Source organism: Pseudonocardia thermophila (genome assembly GCF_900142365.1).
In the GTDB taxonomy this organism is placed as follows: Bacteria; Actinomycetota; Actinomycetes; order Mycobacteriales; family Pseudonocardiaceae; genus Pseudonocardia; species Pseudonocardia thermophila.
Genome location: NZ_FRAP01000004.1, coordinates 83,786 through 100,695, shown reverse-complemented (window position 1 = coordinate 100,695; position 16,910 = coordinate 83,786). Strand labels below are relative to the sequence as shown.

Below are 16,910 nucleotides of genomic sequence, written 5' to 3'. Positions count from 1 at the left end.
CGTCGAGCTCTGAACTTAGCCTTGCCTCACATGCGCTCCGTCTGCGCCTGCCGCTCGGCGCGCGGATCGGGCGCAGCCATCACCCACTCCGCACCACCGGGACCGGGGCGGGGCCGCGCCCCGGTGGTCGTCGTGGGTGTCGTCGGTGCAGCGCCGACTACCGTGGGGTGCGTTCCGTCCGCCGCCGAGAGGACCCCATGGCCGCCGAGCCCGCCGCACTGCCCCCGTTCCACCTCGCCATCCCCGTCGACGACATCGCCGCGGCTCGGGAGTTCTACGGGGAGGTGCTCGGCTTCCCGCAGGGCCGGTCCGACACCCGCTGGATCGACTGGAACGTCTACGGCCACCAGGTGGTGACCCACGAGGTCCCCGGCCTCTCGAGGGACCGGGTCGCCGGCCGGAACGCCGTCGACGGCCACCAGGTGCCCGTGCCGCACTTCGGGATCGTGCTGTCGGTGCCGCAGTTCCACGAGCTGGCCGCCCGGCTGACGGAGCACGGCGTGGAGTTCGTGATCGAGCCGTACGTGCGGTTCGCCGGGGAACCCGGGGAGCAGTGGACGATGTTCTTCCTCGACCCCGCGGGCAACGCGCTGGAGTTCAAGGCCTTCGCCGATCTCGGGCAGCTGTTCGCCGTCTGACCAGGTCAGAGGATTGTTCCAGTTCGTGGACGCAGTCTTTGGAATGTGCGAACAAATCGTCGTGGAATAGGGTGCGCTTGCCGTTCCCCGGTGGCTCGGACAAGACTGGGTGACGTGCCCGTCCTGCTCGAACCGTTCTGGCCGTCGCGCCGCGGGCACGCGTTCGACGAGCGCTGTCGGTGACCCGCCCCGGTCGCCATCACCACCTCGTCGTCCGCCGGAGCCCCGATGTCCCTCCCGCTCTCCGTACTCGATCTCACCCCCATCCCGTCCGGCAGTGACGTGCGCGCCGCCGTGCGCAACACCGTCGACCTCGCCCGGCGCGCGGAGGAGTTCGGCTACCGCCGCTACTGGCTCGCCGAGCACCACCTCAACCCCGGTGTCGCCGGCGCCGTGCCCGAGCTGATGATCCAGGCCGTGGCCGCGGCGACCCAGCGGATCCGCGTCGGCTCCGGCGCCGTGCAGACCGGTCACCGCACCCCGCTGTCCGTCGTCGAGGCGTTCGGCACGCTCGACGCCCTGTTCCCCGGGCGGATCGATCTCGGGCTCGGCCGCTCCGGCGGCGGCCCGCGGTCGCGCACCCGGCCGCCCGAGCGGGAGCCGTACGTCGTCGACGGGGTGCTGATCCCGCGGCCGTTCCCGGTCGAGCGGTTCCTCCGGTCACCGCGGATCGCCGCGACCCTGCAGCTGCTGCAGCAGCCGGGTGCGAAACCGCTGCCGTACGAGGAGTTCGTCGGCACGGTGTTCGCGCTGCTCGAAGGCACGTGGCGCAGCGCCGACGGGGTCGCGGCCGGGGCCGTGCCAGGGGAGGGGGCCGTGGTCGAGACCTGGATCCTCGGCAGCAGCGGCGGGGAGAGCGCTCGGCTCGCCGGTCGGCTCGGCCTGCCGTTCGCCGCGAACTACCACGTGAGCCCGGCGACCGTGCTGCAGGCCGTCGAGGCCTACCGGGCGGCGTTCCGGCCGTCCGCGCGGCTCACCCGCCCGTACGTGGTGGTGTCGGCGGACGTCGTCGTGGGACCCGACGACGACGCGGCGCGCGAGCTCGCCACCGGCTACGCGGCGTGGGTGCGCAGCATCCGCAGCGGGGAGGGGGCCATCCCGTTCCCGAGCCCGCGGGAAGCGGCAGCCTTCGAGTGGTCCGACGAGGACCGGGAGCTCGTGGCCGACCGGATCGAGACCCAGTTCGTCGGCTCTCCGCGGACCGTCGCCGCGAAGCTCTCCGCACTGGCGACCGTGACGGGGGCGGACGAGCTGCTCATCACGACGATCACGCACGGCCACGCGGACCGGGTGCGGTCCTACGCGTTGCTTGCCGAGGAGTGGGCGAGGGTTCCCGCGGCCGGCGGTTGATATCTACGAACGACGCTTTCGTGAGCAGCACTGCTGACGAGAGCGCCGTTCGTGTGTGTTGCGCCCGGCTCCTTCGGCGCCGGATCGCGGCGCGCGGCCTGTCGGGCCGCGGCCTGTCGAGTCGCGGCCTGTCGAGTCGACGAGGTGCTCCCCGGTGCGCGCAGCCCGCGTCGTCCTCCGGGGCCGCTGCGCGCCTCCCCCGCAACTCGTCGACGGCCGCTCGCGTCCGGTGGGGGACGGCCGGTGCGTGAGCGGCGTGGGGGGAGCGGACAGACCTTCACTCGCCCGCGAAGCGCTGCTCCAGCTCGTTGATCTCCGGCAGCCCGACGAGGTCGGTGAACTCGTCGAACGCCGGCAGCGCGGGCAGCGCGGCGGACGGGGTGCCGTCGCGGCGGAGCGTGTCCAGGAACGTGCGGATGCCCGCCGTGGCCGCGAGCAGCGTGCCGATCGGGAACAGCACCAGCCGGTAGCCCAGCTCGGCGATCCGCTCCAGCGGCAGCGGCGGGGTGCGCCCGCCCTCGGCCCAGTTGAACACCAGCGGGGCGAGGCCGCCCAGCTCATCGGCGACGGTCTTGATGTCGGCCTCCGTCCGCGGTGCCTCCACGAACAGCAGGTCAGCGCCGGCGGCGGCGTAGGCGCGGGCGCGCTCGATCGCGGCGCCCAGGCCCTCGACGGCGGCGGCGTCGGTGCGGGCGATGATCACGAAGTCCGGGTCGCGGCGGGCGGCGACGGCCGCTTCGATCTTGCCCACCATCTCCTTGGTGCTGATCACCGCCTTGCCGCTCATGTGGCCGCACTTCTTCGGCATCACCTGGTCCTCCAGGTGCACACCCGAGACGCCGGCCTGCTCGTGCAGCTGGATCGTGCGCACCACGTTGATCGCGTTGCCGTAGCCGGTGTCGGCGTCGGCGATCACCGGGACGTCGACGGCGGCGACGATGCGGCGGGCGTTGTCGACCATCTCCGTGGCCGAGAGCAGCCCCACGTCGGGTCGGCCGGTGAGGGTGGCGGTGGTGCCGAAACCCGTCATGTACACGACGTCGAAGCCGGCCTGCTCGATCAGCCGGGCGGAGAGCGCGTCGTAGGCGCCCGGGGCGAGCACCGGGTCGGGGCCCGCGAGCAGGGAGCGCAGCCGGGGACGGGCCGGCACTGGCGAGCTCAACAGGTTTCCCACGGGCACCCCTCGGGTCGAGATGTATGCATCAGTCGAGATTTTACGCGACGGAATCTTGTCCCGGACAACCAATAGGCCTACTTTGCACACAATATGGACAACGGGTGTTCGGGAGACGAATAGGTGACGCAGTCGATGACCTCGGCGGCTCGCAGCGTGGCGACGCTGCGGGAAATGATCCTGCGCGGCGAGCTCGCCCCGGGTTCCCGGCTCGGCGAGGTCGAGCTGGCCGAGCGGCTGGGCGTCAGCCGCACACCGATCCGCGAGGCGCTGGGCCGGCTCGCGGCCGAGGGGCTGGTCGAGCTGGTCCCGAACCGGGGAGCCCGGGTGGCCAGCTGGTCCGCGGCCGAACTCGCCGGGATCTTCGACCTGCGTGTCCTGCTGGAACCGCGCCTGACCGCCTTCGCCGCACGCAACGCCACCCCCGCTGACCTGGATGAGCTCGACCGCCTCGCGACGCAGATGCACGAGGTGGGCGCGCCGGGCCCGGACCAGGACCTCGACGCGCTCGTCGGGCTCAACCGCCGCTTCCACGACACGCTCGTGGCGCTGGCCGACCAGCCGGCGCTCGCCTCGGCCCTGGCGGCCGCGGTGCGCATGCCGATCGTGCTGCGCAACTTCCACGCCTACGGGCCGGCCGCGTTGCAGCGCAGCCTCGCCCACCACTCCGAGATCGTCGCGGCCTGCCGGGCCGGCGACCCCACGTGGGCCGAGGCCGTCATGACCGCACACATCCGCAACGCCCGCGCCGTGATGGTGCCGGCAGCCCCTGCAGCACAGGAGGAGTCATGAGCTACCGCCTCGGGGTCGACGTCGGGGGCACGTTCACCGACGTCCTGCTCGTCGACGAGGACACGGGCGCCACCTGGCGCGCCAAGACGGCGTCGACGCCCGCGGACCAGGCGGTCGGTGTCCTCACCGGCATCCGCCGGGTCTGCGAACAGGCAGGCGTCGCCCTCTCGGACGTCGCCAAGGTGCTCCACGGCACCACCGTCGCGACCAACGCCATCCTCGAGGGCAAGGGTGCCACCGTAGGGCTGGTCACGACGAAGGGTTTCCGGCAGGTCCTGCAGATCGCGCGGTCGTACGTGCCGGGCGGACTGGCCGGCTGGATCATCTGGCCCAAGCCCGAGCCGCTGGCCAAGCTCGAGAACACCGTCGAGGTCGACGAGCGCATCGGCTCCGACGGCCGCGTCATCCGCGAGCTGGACGAGGACGACGTCCGCGCCCAGCTGGGCAAGCTCTCCGGCATCGACGCGCTGGCCGTCTCGCTGATCAACTCGTTCGCCGATCCCCGGCACGAGCGCCGGATCGCCGAGATCGCGGCCGAGGTGCTGCCGGGTGTGCCGGTCTCGCTGTCGTCCGACGTGCTGCCCGAGATGCGCGAGTACGAGCGGACCATCACGACCGTCGCGAACAGCTACGTCCAGCCGCAGGTCAAGCTCTACGTCCAGAACCTGGCGAAGAACCTGGCCGAGGCCGGGGTGCCTGGTGAGCTGGCCATCCTGCGCAGCGACGGCGGGCTCTCGGCGGCCAGCGCCGCGGTCGAGGCGCCGGTGACGATGCTGCTGTCCGGTCCGGCCGGCGGCGTGACCGGTGCGGTCTGGGTGGCCGAGCAGTGCGGCTACTCCGACCTCATCACGTTCGACATGGGCGGCACGTCCACCGACGTCGCACTCGTCCAGGGGCTCTCGCCGCGGATCGGCCGGGAGACCAAGGTCGGCGACCTGACCGTGCGGGCCTCCTCGGTCGACGTGCGCACCGTCGGCGCGGGCGGCGGCTCGATCGCGCACGTGCCGCAGCTGACGAAGGCACTGCGGGTCGGTCCGCAGTCGGCGGGCGCCGACCCGGGCCCGGCCGCGTACGGCAAGGGTGGCACGGAGCCGACCGTCACCGACGCCAACGTGGTGCTCGGCTACCTGCCGCGGACCCTGGCCGGCGGGGAGATCACGCTCGACGTCGAGGCCGCCCGGGCCGCCGTCGGCAAGGTCGCCGAGGCGATGGGCCTGTCGATCGAGGCCGCGGCCGCGGGCATCGTCGACATCGTCAACGAGAACATGCTCGGCGGCCTGCGCCTGGTGTCGGTGCAGCAGGGCTTCGACCCGCGCGACTTCGCGCTGGTCGCCTTCGGCGGCGCCGGCCCGCTGCACGCCAACGCGCTCGGCAAGCTGACCGGTGCGTGGCCGGTGATCGTGCCGCCGTCCCCGGGCGTGTTGTGCGCCCTCGGTGACGCCACCACGTCCGCGCGCAGCGAATCCGCCCGCACGGTGCTGCGCCGGTTCGCCGACCTCACCTCCGACGACCTGCGCCAGATCCTCGACGAGCTGGCGGCCGAGGCCGGCGGGCGGCTCGCCGAGCAGGGGATCCCCGAGTCCGAGCAGACCACCACGTACCAGGTCGACGTCCGCTACCACGGCCAGGGCTTCGAGATCCCGATCGACGTCACCGAGCCCGACCTGGCCCGCGTCGCCGCCGACTTCGACGCGGAGCACGAGCGGCTGTTCTCGTTCCTGCTCACCGTCGACCACGAGCTGGTCAACGCCCGTGCCACCGTCACCGGGCCGAAGCCGTCCGTGGCGGCGGTGACGCTCCCGCCGACCGAGGGCCCGCCCGAGCCCGTCGACACCCACCCCATCTACATCTCCGGTGCCCACGTCGAGGCGCGCGTCTACGACCGGGCCACCCTGCGCGCCGGCGACGTCATCACCGGCCCCGCGATCGTCACCGAGATGGACTCGACGACGCTCGTCCTGCCCGACCACGCCGCGACCGTCCACCCGTCCGGCGCCCTGCTGATCGAACCCGTCCGGGAGGCGTGATGGCCCGCATCATCGAGACCGCGACCGGCCCCGTCGAGAAGGCCGCCGAGGTCGACCCGGTCACCCTCGACCTCATCGAGAACGGACTGCGCAACGCCCGCTACGAGATGGACGAGGTGCTCTTCCGCACCGCGCTCTCGCCGGGCATCCGCGAGCAGCACGACGAGTTCCCGCTGATCGCCGACCCGAGCGGGAAGATGGTCGTCGGCCAGTTCGGGCTCTCGGTGCCCGATTTCCTCGACGGGTTCGACGACACCATCGAGGAGGGCGACGTCCTGCTCACCTCCGACCCGTACGCGTGCGGTGCCGCGATCAGCCACGCCAACGACTGGCTCGTCGTGATGCCGATCTACCACGAGGGCCGGATCGTCGGGTGGGCGTCGATGTTCGGGCACATGTCCGACGTCGGCGGCAAGACGCCGTGCTCGATGCCCACCGATGCGCGCACGATCTACGAGGAGGGCGTGGTCATCCCGCCCTTCAAGCTCTACCGCAGGGGCGAGCTCAACGAGGACGCGCTGCGGATCATCCTCAACCAGGTGCGGATGCCCGACTGGAACCGCGCCGACCTCAACGGGCTCGTCGCCGCCTGCCGCACCGCGGGGCGGCGGGTCGTCGAGATGTGCGAGCGGTTCGGGACCGGCACCTACCTCGCTGCCCTCGACGCGCTGCTGCAGCGCAACTACGACGCCATGAAGGTGCTGCTCACCACGGTGTTCGAGGAGGGCAAGACGCTGTCGTTCACCGACTACGTCGACGACGACGGCCTCGGCAACGGCCCCTTCGAGCTGAAGATGAGCCTCACCCGCACCGGCGAGAAGGTGCACATCGACTTCACCGGTAGCTCCCCGCAGGCCGCCGGGCCGGTGAACTACTACATCAACGAGAACCTCACCCGGATGTTCTTCGGGATCTACATGATCACCGTGGCGGACCCGCAGATCCTGTGGAACGACGGGTTCTACCCGCTGGTCGAGGTCACGATCCCGGAGGGCTCGTACTGGAAGCCGAAGCACCCGGCGTCGCTCAACGGGCGCAACCACGGGATCGGGCGGGTGTTCGACCTGTTCGGCGGCCTGCTCGGGCAGACCAACCCGGCGCTGCTCAACGCCGCGGGCTTCTCCTCGTCGCCGCACTTCATGTACTCGGGGCACTACACCACGGGCGAGCGCGCGGGCGAGTGGTTCCAGCTGTACTCGATCGGGTTCGGCGGCATCCCCGGCCGGCCGCTCGGCGACGGGCCCGACGGGCACTCGCTGTGGCCGAGCTTCGTCAACATCCCCTGCGAGTACCTGGAGTCGTACTACCCGCTGCGGATCGAGAAGTGGGAGACCGTCGCCGACACAGGTGGCCCGGGCCTGCACCGCGGCGGCAACGGCGTCGACGTCGCGTACGTGTTCGAGGAACCGGGCGAGATCGCCATCCACGACGACCGCTGGCTCACCTACCCGTGGGGCGTCAACGGCGGCAAGCCCGGTGCGCGCGGCACCAAGTGGATCGAGCGCGCCGACGGCACCCGCGAGGTGCTGCCGTCGAAGTGCCACGGGGTTCCCGTGCAGCCCGGCGACGTCCTGCACTTCGTCACCTGGGGCGGCGGTGGCTGGGGAGACCCGCTGGAGCGCGATCCCGAGCTGGTCGCGCTGGAGGTGCGGCGCGGGCTCGTCACCGAGGACGGCGCCCGGCGCTACGGGGTCGTCGTCGACGACGAGGGACAGCTGGACCGGGGCGCGACGGAGGCCCTGCGCACCGAGATGCGTTCGCAGCGCGAAGGTGAGCTGCCCGTCTTCGACATGGGGCCGCCGCTGGAGGAGATCCTCGCCAACTGCGAGGCCGAGACGGGGCTGCCGGCGCCGAAGAGGCCGACCTGGTGAGCGGACCGCACGGGCCGGCGTTCTCCGGCCGGGTCGGGTGGGGCTCGGCGCCCGCACTGGTCGTGATCGATCTCGTGCGGGCCTACACGGAACCGGACGGGCCGTTCGCGCTGCCGGACGCGACGTCCACCGTCGCCGCGACCGAGCAGCTGGTGGCGGCGGCCCGCTCCGGCGGCCGACCCGTCGTCTGGACCGTCGTGGAGTACGCCGCCGATCTCTCCGACGGCGGGCTGTTCGTGCGGAAGGTGCCGGCGCTGGCCGCGTTCGCCGACGGGGCACCGGGCGGGTGGGGTGAGCTCACGCTCGCCCCCGAGCCCGGCGACCTCGTCGTCGCCAAGCAGTACGCGTCGGCGTTCGTGGGCACGTCGCTGGCCGCGACCCTGCACGTGGCCGGCGTCGACACGCTGGTGGTGGCCGGCGTGTCCACGTCGGGCTGCGTGCGGGCCACCGCGACCGACTCGCTGCACCACGGGTTCCGGGCCCAGGTGGTGCGGGAGGCGTGCGGGGACCGCACGGTCGAGCTGCACGAGCAGAACCTGCGCGACCTCGACGCCAAGTACGCCGACGTGACCGGGCTGGACGAGGCCGTGGCGCGGCTGGCCGGCTAGGCACGGCCGGTCCGGCCTCAGCGTGGGTGCTTGGGCTTCTGCGGTGGGGCCGGTCGGGGCCGTCCGTTGCCTGTGCACATGGTGTCGTCCTCCTCACGGGATGGTCACCCGCTCGGTTTCGTCTGTACCCCCGGCGCGGTCACCGGGGGGAGACGGGACCGGGCGAACCCGCGCGAACTGGACAGCCGTCCGCGCGGAACGGACAGCCCGCTGGGCCGTTCGGCCCTGTCGGCCGTCCCGGGACCGGCATACGCTCGCGAACCGGACAGTTACGCAGCGTCAGATCCCAGGAGGCCGCCGGCCGATGACGGAGGTACGCGTGCAGCGGTCCGTCTTCGACACGACGGACCCTGACGAGGCCCACGACTACCTGCGGGCGACGTACGTCGACCACGCCGTCCGGCTGTCCGGCAGCACCGCCATGTTCCGGTTCCGCCACCACGTCGCGGGCGACGACGGGTTCTTCGTGGCGCGCTACGAGCACTCGATGAACTGCCAGGTCGACACCGAGCCGTTCGGGTACCTGCTGGTCGGGCAGATGATCAGCGGTCGGCTGCGGCTGGCCGGCGGGCGCGCCGAGGCGGCCCCGGGGCCGGGGGAGCTGTTCGTGCTGGACCCGTCCCAGCCCATGAACATCCACTGGGACGCCTTCCACGCCGGGCTGCTCAAGCTCGATCTCGGCATCGTCAACCGGGTGGCGGGAGAGCTCATCGGGGCGGTGCCGCGGGGCGGGGTGCGGTTCGGAGTCGCGCGGGTGCGGTCGGCGGAGAAGGCCCGGCACTGGCAGGGGCTCGTGCGGCACCTGACCCACGACTTCCTGACCAACGAGCACGCCTGCTCCAGTCCGCTCATCCACGCCCAGACGATGCGGCTCATCGCCGCCACCGTGCTCGACACGTTCCCGAACACCACGGCCGCGGCCGAGCCCGCGCGTCCGGGGAGGGCGGACGCGAGCGTCGTGCACCGGGCGGTGGCGTTCATCGACGAGCACGCCGCCGAGCCGATCGGGGTCACCGAGATCGCCGCCGCCGTCCGAGTGGGGCCGCGGACGCTGCAGGAGGCGTTCCGCCGCCACCTCGACACGACCCCGATGAGCCAGCTGCGCCGCACCCGCCTCGCCCGGGCCCACGCCGAGCTGTGTGCAGCGGACCCGGGGTCGGGCGGCACCGTCGCAGCCATCGCGAGCCGGTGGGGTTTCGCGAACCCCGGCCGCTTCGCGGTGATGTACCGGGAGGCGTACGGGAGGTCGCCGAGCGAGACGCTGCACTCGTGAGGCCCGCCGGGACGGCGAGTCCCGCGTCCGGGCCCGGCGACTCGCCGTCCCGAACGCAGGACTCGCGCGAGCGGGTGCGCGACTCGCGGGCCACGGCGTGCCGTCCCCTTCACCGGGTGCCGGCCGGGGCCGGGCACGCCCCGGCCGGGACCGGGCTCAGGAACGTCCCGTCGAGCAGCTCCCCCGCGATCTCCGCGCACACCTCCGGCGCGAGCGGCGCGCCCGGCCGGCCCAGGCTCGCCCCCGTCGCGTCGATCCCGACGAGGTACCGCCCGATCAGGTCCAGTCCAGCGAAGTGGATGCCGTGCGCCACCAGGGCCGGGGCGGTCCCGGCGCAGATCTCCCGGTCCCGGTCGGTGACCCGGCACGTCACGGCCGGGCCGGCGTCGGCGGGTGGGTGGCGCACGGCCGCCACGGGCTCGCCGTCCACCACGTGCACCCGGGTCGTGCCCGCGGTGGTCTCCCGCAGGTACGGCTGCAGCACCGCAGCCCGGGTCCCGGCCGCGGTCACGATGTCGGCGAGGTGCGGCAGGTTGGGGTCGTGGCGGTCCAGCCGCAGCACCCGGCTCCCGACGCACCCACCGACGGGTGCCGCGACCACCACCCGGTGCTCGGCGACGAACGCCCGCAGCGCGGCCGGGTCCGCGCTGACCAGCGTGGGCGGGCCGAGGCCGGGGAAGCGCAGGGCCAGGCCGTCGCCGGCCCGCAACCCGGCAGGGGCGTTGATCAGCGCGGTCCAGGACGAGCGTCGCCGTCCGGTGCAGCTCGGTGAGCGGCGGGCGCAGGCACACGACGATCGCCGCGGCCTCGTCCAGCCACAACCGGGTCGGCGCGACCCCGTTCCGCAGCGGGTCGACCCGGCAGCGGGCCCGCCCGTCGACGATCTCCAGCGCAGGCGTTCGGGCGGCCCACGTTCGCGCACCCCGCTCGTGCACGGCCTGCAGGAGCCCCGTCGCCGGTGCGCGGCCCTCCGGGTCCACGACGAAGACGACGTCGGTCATCGCACGAGCACTTCGTCGAGGGCCGGCTCAGCGTCGGCGGCGATGGTGAGCAGGTCGGCCGCGAGCGGACTCCAGCCGGCGGGCGCCTGGCGCCACGCCGTCGGCAGGTCGGCGAGCCCGGGCAGCAGCAGATCCAGAGCGGTTGCCCGGGCAACGGGGTGGGTGAGCAGCGTGTGCACCGTCCGCACCGCGGCCGGGACGCGCTCGTCGGGCTGTGCGTCCAGGTAGCGCACCTCCAGGCAGCCGCCGCACGGCCGCACCGGCGGGAACAGGGCGTCGAGGTGTCCGGCGTCGGGCAGCGGCAAGCGCGGGGCCGCGGCGGCGAACGCGAGGTAGGCGCCGACCGGGTTTCGCGGATCGAGGTGGCGGCCGTCGTAGCCGCAGCGGCGATCGTCGACGCGGGTCCAGATGCCGGTGCGCGCGCCCGCGCACCCGGACGGCCGTCCGTCCAGGCTCGGCGAGTTCGCGAACGCGGCCGCCAGGTGCGGACCGGCGAGGTTGGCGACCAGCCACTGCTCGTACCCGGCCCGCCCCGGCAGCAGGTCGACGCACACCCGCAGCGCCGCGGTCAGCCGCATCATCCGTCGCCCGTCCGGCCCGCGGGCGTCGAACGCGTGCTGCAGGACGACGTTCCGCGGGCTCGGCACCAGCAGCGGCACGTCGGCGGCCGCATGCTGCGGGTCGGTGCCCACGGCGAGCAGCGCGATCCCCGACCGGGTCGCCCGCTCCCGCACCCGGCGGAGGACACCGGCGACGGTGCCCAGCAGCGCGGGTAGCGGCTGCGGAGCGATCCGCAGCCGCAGCTGCCCGCCCGCCTCGAACGCCGCTCGGGCGCCGGCGGCGCACCGCGGGTCGAGCACACCGGCGACCCGCTCCGGCGCCGGCCGCCCGCCGAACGCCAGCGGGATCAGCTCGATCTCGACACCCACCCGGCCCCGCCGGGTCGCAGGGGCGAACGCGCGGCGCACCGCGGTCTCCAGATCCATGCCGGCGACGCTCCCGCACAGCCGCCGCTCGGGCATCCGTGCAGCCACGGAACCCCACCACGGAACCGACCGCTGTCCCGGGACCGCCGATGCGGCCATACTCCCGCCATGACCGCACCGGACGGCCGGCTCTTCGGCCGCGACCGCGAGCTGGCCGTCGTCCGGTCCGAGCTGGAACGCGCACGCGCGGGCAGCGGGGGCCTTCTCCTCGTCTCCGGTCCGCCCGGGATCGGCAAGACCCGCCTCGTCGAGGAACTGGTCGACCGCGCCGGCGACGTCGCCCTCGCCTGGGGTGCCGCGGTCGACGCCGACGGCATGCCGATGCTCTGGCCCTGGACGCGGGCCGCCGCGGCGCTGCCCGAGGTGCGGGCCGCGCTCGCCACCGACGTCGCACCCGTGACCGCCGGGCCCGCCGACGCCGCGGCCGCCGCGTTCGCCGCCGACACCGGCGTCCTCGACGCGCTCGCCGCCCAGGCGCGAGCCGCACCACCGCTGCTGGTCGTCCTGGAGGACCTGCACTGGGCGGACGCGGCCACCGTGCGGCTGCTGGAGCGCCTCGCCACCGAGGTGCGCAGGCTGCCGGTGCTCGCCGTCGCGACCCACCGCCCGGTCGACGCCGGTCCGTTCGCCGACGCCCTGCCGCGGCTGCTCGCGCGCAGCACCACTGTGCCCGTCACGCTCGGTCCGCTGACCGCCGCCGACGCCGCCGCGCTGCTGTCCCACGCGGTCACCGACGCCGATCCGGCCGCGGTCCGGGAGGCGATCGACCGGGCCGGTGGCAGCCCCCTCGTGCTGTGGACCCTGACCCGCATCGCGGCCGACCAGCTGCGCGGCCGGGCGTCGTGGGACGGCCCGCTCGGAGGCGCCGCCGAGCTGGGCGGGCTCGTCGCGGCGGCGCTGCACGCCGCAGGCCCGGCGACCGCGGACGCCGTCGCCGCGCTCAGCGTGCTCGGTGGCCCCGCCGATGCCGAAACGCTCACCGGTCTGCTCGGTGCGCCGACCCCCGCCGCCGCGACCGAGCTGCTCGCCCCGGCCGTCGCACTCGGGCTGGTCACGATGCCCGGCGCCACCGCCGCGTTCAGCCACGCCCTCGTCCGCGACGCCGTCTACGCCACCATCCCCCCGCAGCGCCGGCTCGACCTGCACCGCACGGTCGCCGAGCTCCTCGAGCCGGGGGCGGTCGGGCGGGGCGACCGCGCCGGGACGGTCGCCCGGCACTGGGTGCGCGCGGGGGAGCCGGCACGGGCGGTGCCGTGGGCGGTGCGCGCGGCCGACGACGCCCGTGCCGGCGGCGGCTACGCCGAGGCCGAGGACTACCTGCAGCTCGCCCTCGACGCGCGCGCCCCGGAGGCGGGCGCCGACGAGGCTGAGCTGCTGCTCGACCTGGCCCGGGTGCAGGCCCTCGCCGGGCGGCCCGAGGAGAGTGTGCGGACCTCCCTGCGGGCCGCGGCGGTCGGCGAGCGCAGCGGCCGGCCCGACGTCGTCGCCCGAGCCGCCGTCACCGTCCAGGGCTACGGACACCCGGGCGTCAACCGGGCGGTGGCGGCGCTGTGCCGGCGCGCCCTCACCGCACCGCTGGACCCAGCGCTCGCCGCGCGGGTGGCCGCGGCGCTCTCCTGCGCGCTGGCCGAGGTGGGGGACATCGCCGAGGCCGAGGAGCACGCTCGCCAGGCGATGGCCGCCGCGGTCGAGGCCGGCGACCGCGCCGTCGAGCTGGACGCGATCCTCGCCGCCGCGATGGTGGCGCAGGATCCCCGGCTCGGCATCGACCGGGCCGTGCTGGGGCGGCGGTCGGTCGAGCTGGCGGCGGCGACCGGCAGGCCGCTCGCCGTCCTGTGGGGGCATCTCTGGCTGTGCGACGCGGCGATCCAGGCGGGAGACCTCACCGCGGGCGACGAGCACATCGCGGCCGTCGGCGCCGTCGCCGAGCAGACCGGGCTGCCCGTCGCGCGCTGGCACCACCTGCGGCACCGGGCCGCCGTCGCCGCGATGACCGGCAACTTCGAGCTCGCCCGCCGCCTCTCCGCGGAGGCCCGCACGCTGACCGCGGACTGGAACGACCAGTCCGCGGAGGGCACCTACCTCGGGCACGCCGTGTTCCTCGCACTGCTGCGCGGTGACCCTGCCGAGCTGCCGCCCGGCTGGCGGCGCCTGCTCGACGACGTCGCCGGGCAGCCGTTCGTCGGCCGGGCGGGGATGGCGGTGGCGCTGCTGCTCGACGGCGACACCGACCACGCCCGCGCGCTGTGCGCGCCGCTCGTCGAACAACTGGACCGCACCCGCGACATGCGGACCCTGCCCGCGCTGGACTACCTGTGCGAGCTGGCGATCGGCCTGCGCGACGCGGCGGCGGCGCGCAGGCTGCGAGCGGTGATCGACGAGGTCTTCCCCGAACTGGTCGTGTTCGGCACCGGCACCGTCCTCTACTCCGGCGCGTTCGCCCGCACCCGGGCTGAGCTGGCGCTCGTCTGCGGCGACACCGCCACCGCGGCTGCGCAGTTCGCGGAGGCGGCGCGCGTCAACACCGCGATCGGGGCCCGGCCGTACCTCGCGCGGACCCGGGACGGGCTCGCCCGGGTCGCCCACGCCACCGGTGATCTCACCGGGGCCGCCCGGCACGCGCGGGCCGCCGCCGCGGCCGCCCGCGCGCTCGATCTGCCCGGCCTGCTTCGTGACGCGACTGCTCTGCTCGACCGCGTCACCGCCGAGGCGGCCGTCGCCGATCCGTTCACCCCGCGTGAGCGCGAGATCGCCGAGCTGGTCGGACGGGCTCGGTCCAACCGCGCCATCGCGGCTGAACTCGTCCTCTCCGAGCGCACCGTGGAGAGCCATGTCCGCAACATCCTGATGAAGACCGGCACCACCAGTCGCAAGGAGTTCATCCGCTGGATGCTGACCCGGGGCCAGCTGGTCCGGGACCCGGACTCCGGCGGATGAGGGAGGACCGACGTGGACCTGCAGCTGAGCGGGGCGCGGGCGATCGTGACCGGGGGCTCCGGCGCGATCGGCCGCGCCGTCGCACGCGGGCTCGCCGCCGAAGGCGCACGGGTGGCGCTCGTCGCCCGCGACCCGAAGCGGCTCCTCGCCGGCGCGGACGAACTGCGCCGGACCGGCGCCGACGTGCTCGCCGTCCCCGCCGACACCACCGACGACGCCGCGGTGCGCGCGATGGCCGACGCCGTCGTGGCCGCGTGGGGCGGGATCGACGTGCTGGTCAACACGGCCGCCCAGCCGGCGACGCCCACGCCGCCCACGCTGGAGGAGCTCACCGACGCCGCGGTGACGGTCGACTTCGACACGAAGGTGCTCGGCTACCTGCGCTGCGCCCGGGCGGTCGCCCCGCACATGCGGCGGCAGAAGTCGGGGCGGATCGTCAACGTCTCCGGGCTCAACGCCCGCCGCACCGGGTCGATCTCCGGGACGATCCGGAACGTCTCCGTCGCCGCGCTCACCGCGAACCCCGCCGACGAGCTGGGCCCGGACGGCATCGGCGTGGTCGTCGTGCACCCCGGCCTCGTCGATACCGGGCGGGTGCCGGCGGCGGTCGCCTACCAGGCCGCCGAGACCACGAGCGTGCGCCGGCTCGTCACCGTCGAGGAGGTCGCCGACGTCGTGGTCTTCCTCTGCTCCCCGCGCGCCGCGGGCATCACCGGGGACGCGGTCACCGTCGCGGGCGGCAACAGGGGCGCGGTCCACTACTGAGGGGCGGGGCCGCGTCACTGAGGCCAGGGTCGCGACGAGAACGAACCTGTGGTGATCAAGAAGGCGTTCTGATCACCACAACGTCGTTCTCGACGCGGGACCCGGGCTCACTGCACCGCCTTCGCGATCGCCTCGACCGCCAGGTGCAGCTCCTCCTCCGTCACCGTGAGGGCCGGGCGCAGGCGGATGCTGCGCTCCCCGCACCCGAGCACCAGCACCCCGTCGGCGTGCAGCCGCGCGAGGGTGGCGTTGCGCGCCTCGGGCGTCGGCAGGTCGAACGCGACGAACAGGCCGCGCCCGCGGACGTTGCTGATCCCGTCCACGGCGGACAGCTCGTCGAGCACGGTCCTGCCCAGCCGGGCGGCGTTCTCGATCAGCCCGTCCCGCTCGATGATCTCCAGGTAGCGGCGGGAGCGGACCATGTCGGTGAGGTTCCCGCCCCACGTCGAGTTGATCCGCGACGACGTGCGGAACACGTTGTCGGGCACCTCGTCCACCCGGCCACCGGCCATGATCCCGCAGACCTGCAGCTTCTTCCCGAACGCCACGACGTCCGGCTGCACGCCCAGCTGCTGGTACGCCCAGGGTGTTCCGGTCATGCCGCAGCCGGTCTGCACCTCGTCGAGGACGAACAGAGCGTCGTTCTCGTGGCACAGTTCCTGCATCGCCTGCAGGAACTGCGGGCGCATGTGGTTGTCGCCGCCCTCACCCTGGATCGGCTCGGCGATGAAGCACGCGATGTCGTGCGGGTGCGCGGCGAACGCGGCTCTCGCCTGCGCGAGCGCCCGCGCCTCCGCTGCCTCCACCTCGGCGACCGCGGCGGCGTCCTGCGGGAACCGCATCGCCGGCACGTCGATCCGCGGCCAGTCGAACGTGGGGAACAGCGCGGTCTTCACCGGGTCGGTGTTGGTGAGCGAGAGCGTGTAACCGCTGCGCCCGTGGAACGCCCGGCGCAGGTGCAGCACCTTCGTGCCCAGCTCGGCGGGTCGCCCGTGTGCGGCGTTGTGCCGGCGCTTCCAGTCGAACGCCGTCTTCAGCGCGTTCTCGACGGCGAGCGCTCCGCCCTCGACGAAGAACAGGTGCGGCAGCGCCGGATCGCCGAGCACCCGGAAGAACGTCTCGACGAACGCCGCCAGGTGCGTGGTGTAGACGTCGGAGTTCGACGGCTTGTTGGCCGCCACCGCGGCCAGCTCGGCCATGAACTGCGGGTCGTCGACCAGCCCGGGGTGGTTCATCCCGAGCGGCGCCGAGGCGAAGAAGCTGAACATGTCCAGCTTGCGCGCGCCGTCACGGGCGTCGACGAGCCACGATCCGCGGCTGGCCGTCATGTCGAGGACGAGGTCGAACCCGTCGACGAGCAGGTGCCGGCGAAGGGTGTCGTGCACCGCTTCCGGTGGGACGTTGGCCGCGTTACCCATACGTCCAGTGTTCGATCGGTGCCCGTTCGTGGGCATGGTTCGCCGCGTCGGAACTGCTGGCGAAGTGCCA

Annotated in this window: 13 protein-coding genes; 9 read left to right on the top strand and 4 right to left on the bottom strand. The window is 74.0% G+C overall.

Annotated features, from left to right (window positions below; all coding sequences use genetic code 11):
- Positions 1-197: 197 nt before the first annotated feature.
- Both BUE41_RS06900 and BUE41_RS06895 read left to right on the top strand, forming a co-directional pair.
- A complete protein-coding gene (locus BUE41_RS06900) occupies positions 198-638 on the top strand; it encodes a VOC family protein (protein WP_073456032.1) in 441 nt (146 codons plus the stop codon).
- A 228-nt stretch (positions 639-866) separates the two neighbouring features.
- Entirely contained in the window at positions 867-1,988 is a 1,122-nt protein-coding gene (locus BUE41_RS06895) for an LLM class flavin-dependent oxidoreductase (protein WP_073456031.1), read from the top strand.
- A gap of 277 nt (positions 1,989-2,265) precedes the next feature.
- On the opposite strand, the gene BUE41_RS06890 is transcribed toward BUE41_RS06895, so the two are convergent.
- The gene (locus tag BUE41_RS06890; protein WP_234997020.1) at positions 2,266-3,150 is read right to left on the bottom strand and encodes an isocitrate lyase/PEP mutase family protein; all 885 of its coding nucleotides are present in this window, start codon (positions 3,148-3,150) and stop codon (positions 2,266-2,268) included.
- Between the two features lie 147 nt (positions 3,151-3,297).
- On the opposite strand from BUE41_RS06890, the gene BUE41_RS06885 reads away from it, so the two are divergent.
- From BUE41_RS06885 to BUE41_RS06865, 5 genes are all read left to right on the top strand, one after another.
- Entirely contained in the window at positions 3,298-3,954 is a 657-nt protein-coding gene (locus tag BUE41_RS06885; RefSeq protein ID WP_200803789.1) for a GntR family transcriptional regulator, read from the top strand.
- The gene (locus BUE41_RS06880; protein WP_073456029.1) at positions 3,951-5,981 is read left to right on the top strand and encodes a hydantoinase/oxoprolinase family protein; all 2,031 of its coding nucleotides are present in this window, start codon (positions 3,951-3,953) and stop codon (positions 5,979-5,981) included. Before BUE41_RS06885 ends, BUE41_RS06880 begins: the two co-directional genes overlap by 4 nt.
- The gene (locus tag BUE41_RS06875) at positions 5,981-7,852 is read left to right on the top strand and encodes a hydantoinase B/oxoprolinase family protein (RefSeq protein ID WP_073456028.1); all 1,872 of its coding nucleotides are present in this window, start codon (positions 5,981-5,983) and stop codon (positions 7,850-7,852) included. The genes BUE41_RS06880 and BUE41_RS06875 overlap by 1 nt, the downstream gene beginning before the upstream one ends.
- A complete protein-coding gene (locus BUE41_RS06870) occupies positions 7,849-8,460 on the top strand; it encodes an isochorismatase family protein (RefSeq protein WP_073456027.1) in 612 nt (203 codons plus the stop codon). The genes BUE41_RS06875 and BUE41_RS06870 overlap by 4 nt, the downstream gene beginning before the upstream one ends.
- Positions 8,461-8,764: 304 nt before the next feature.
- Entirely contained in the window at positions 8,765-9,733 is a 969-nt protein-coding gene (locus BUE41_RS06865) for a helix-turn-helix transcriptional regulator (protein WP_073456026.1), read from the top strand.
- Positions 9,734-9,842: 109 nt separating this feature from the next.
- Here BUE41_RS06865 and BUE41_RS06860 read toward each other — a convergent pair whose 3' ends face one another.
- Both BUE41_RS06860 and BUE41_RS06855 read right to left on the bottom strand, forming a co-directional pair.
- A complete protein-coding gene (locus tag BUE41_RS06860; protein ID WP_073456025.1) occupies positions 9,843-10,442 on the bottom strand; it encodes an ATP-grasp domain-containing protein in 600 nt (199 codons plus the stop codon).
- A 288-nt stretch (positions 10,443-10,730) separates the two neighbouring features.
- The gene (locus BUE41_RS06855) at positions 10,731-11,768 is read right to left on the bottom strand and encodes a glutamate-cysteine ligase family protein (protein WP_159444869.1); all 1,038 of its coding nucleotides are present in this window, start codon (positions 11,766-11,768) and stop codon (positions 10,731-10,733) included.
- 60 nt (positions 11,769-11,828) lie between these two features.
- On the opposite strand from BUE41_RS06855, the gene BUE41_RS06850 reads away from it, so the two are divergent.
- Both BUE41_RS06850 and BUE41_RS06845 read left to right on the top strand, forming a co-directional pair.
- Positions 11,829-14,657 carry a helix-turn-helix transcriptional regulator gene (locus BUE41_RS06850; protein WP_073456023.1) on the top strand — a complete coding sequence of 943 codons (2,829 nt, stop codon included), beginning with the start codon at positions 11,829-11,831 and terminating at the stop codon, positions 14,655-14,657.
- Positions 14,658-14,669: 12 nt separating this feature from the next.
- Positions 14,670-15,422 carry an SDR family NAD(P)-dependent oxidoreductase gene (locus BUE41_RS06845; RefSeq protein ID WP_073456022.1) on the top strand — a complete coding sequence of 251 codons (753 nt, stop codon included), beginning with the start codon at positions 14,670-14,672 and terminating at the stop codon, positions 15,420-15,422.
- Positions 15,423-15,529: 107 nt separating this feature from the next.
- Here BUE41_RS06845 and lat read toward each other — a convergent pair whose 3' ends face one another.
- Positions 15,530-16,840 carry an L-lysine 6-transaminase gene (lat, locus tag BUE41_RS06840; protein WP_143172006.1) on the bottom strand — a complete coding sequence of 437 codons (1,311 nt, stop codon included), beginning with the start codon at positions 16,838-16,840 and terminating at the stop codon, positions 15,530-15,532.
- Positions 16,841-16,910 lie beyond the last annotated feature (70 nt).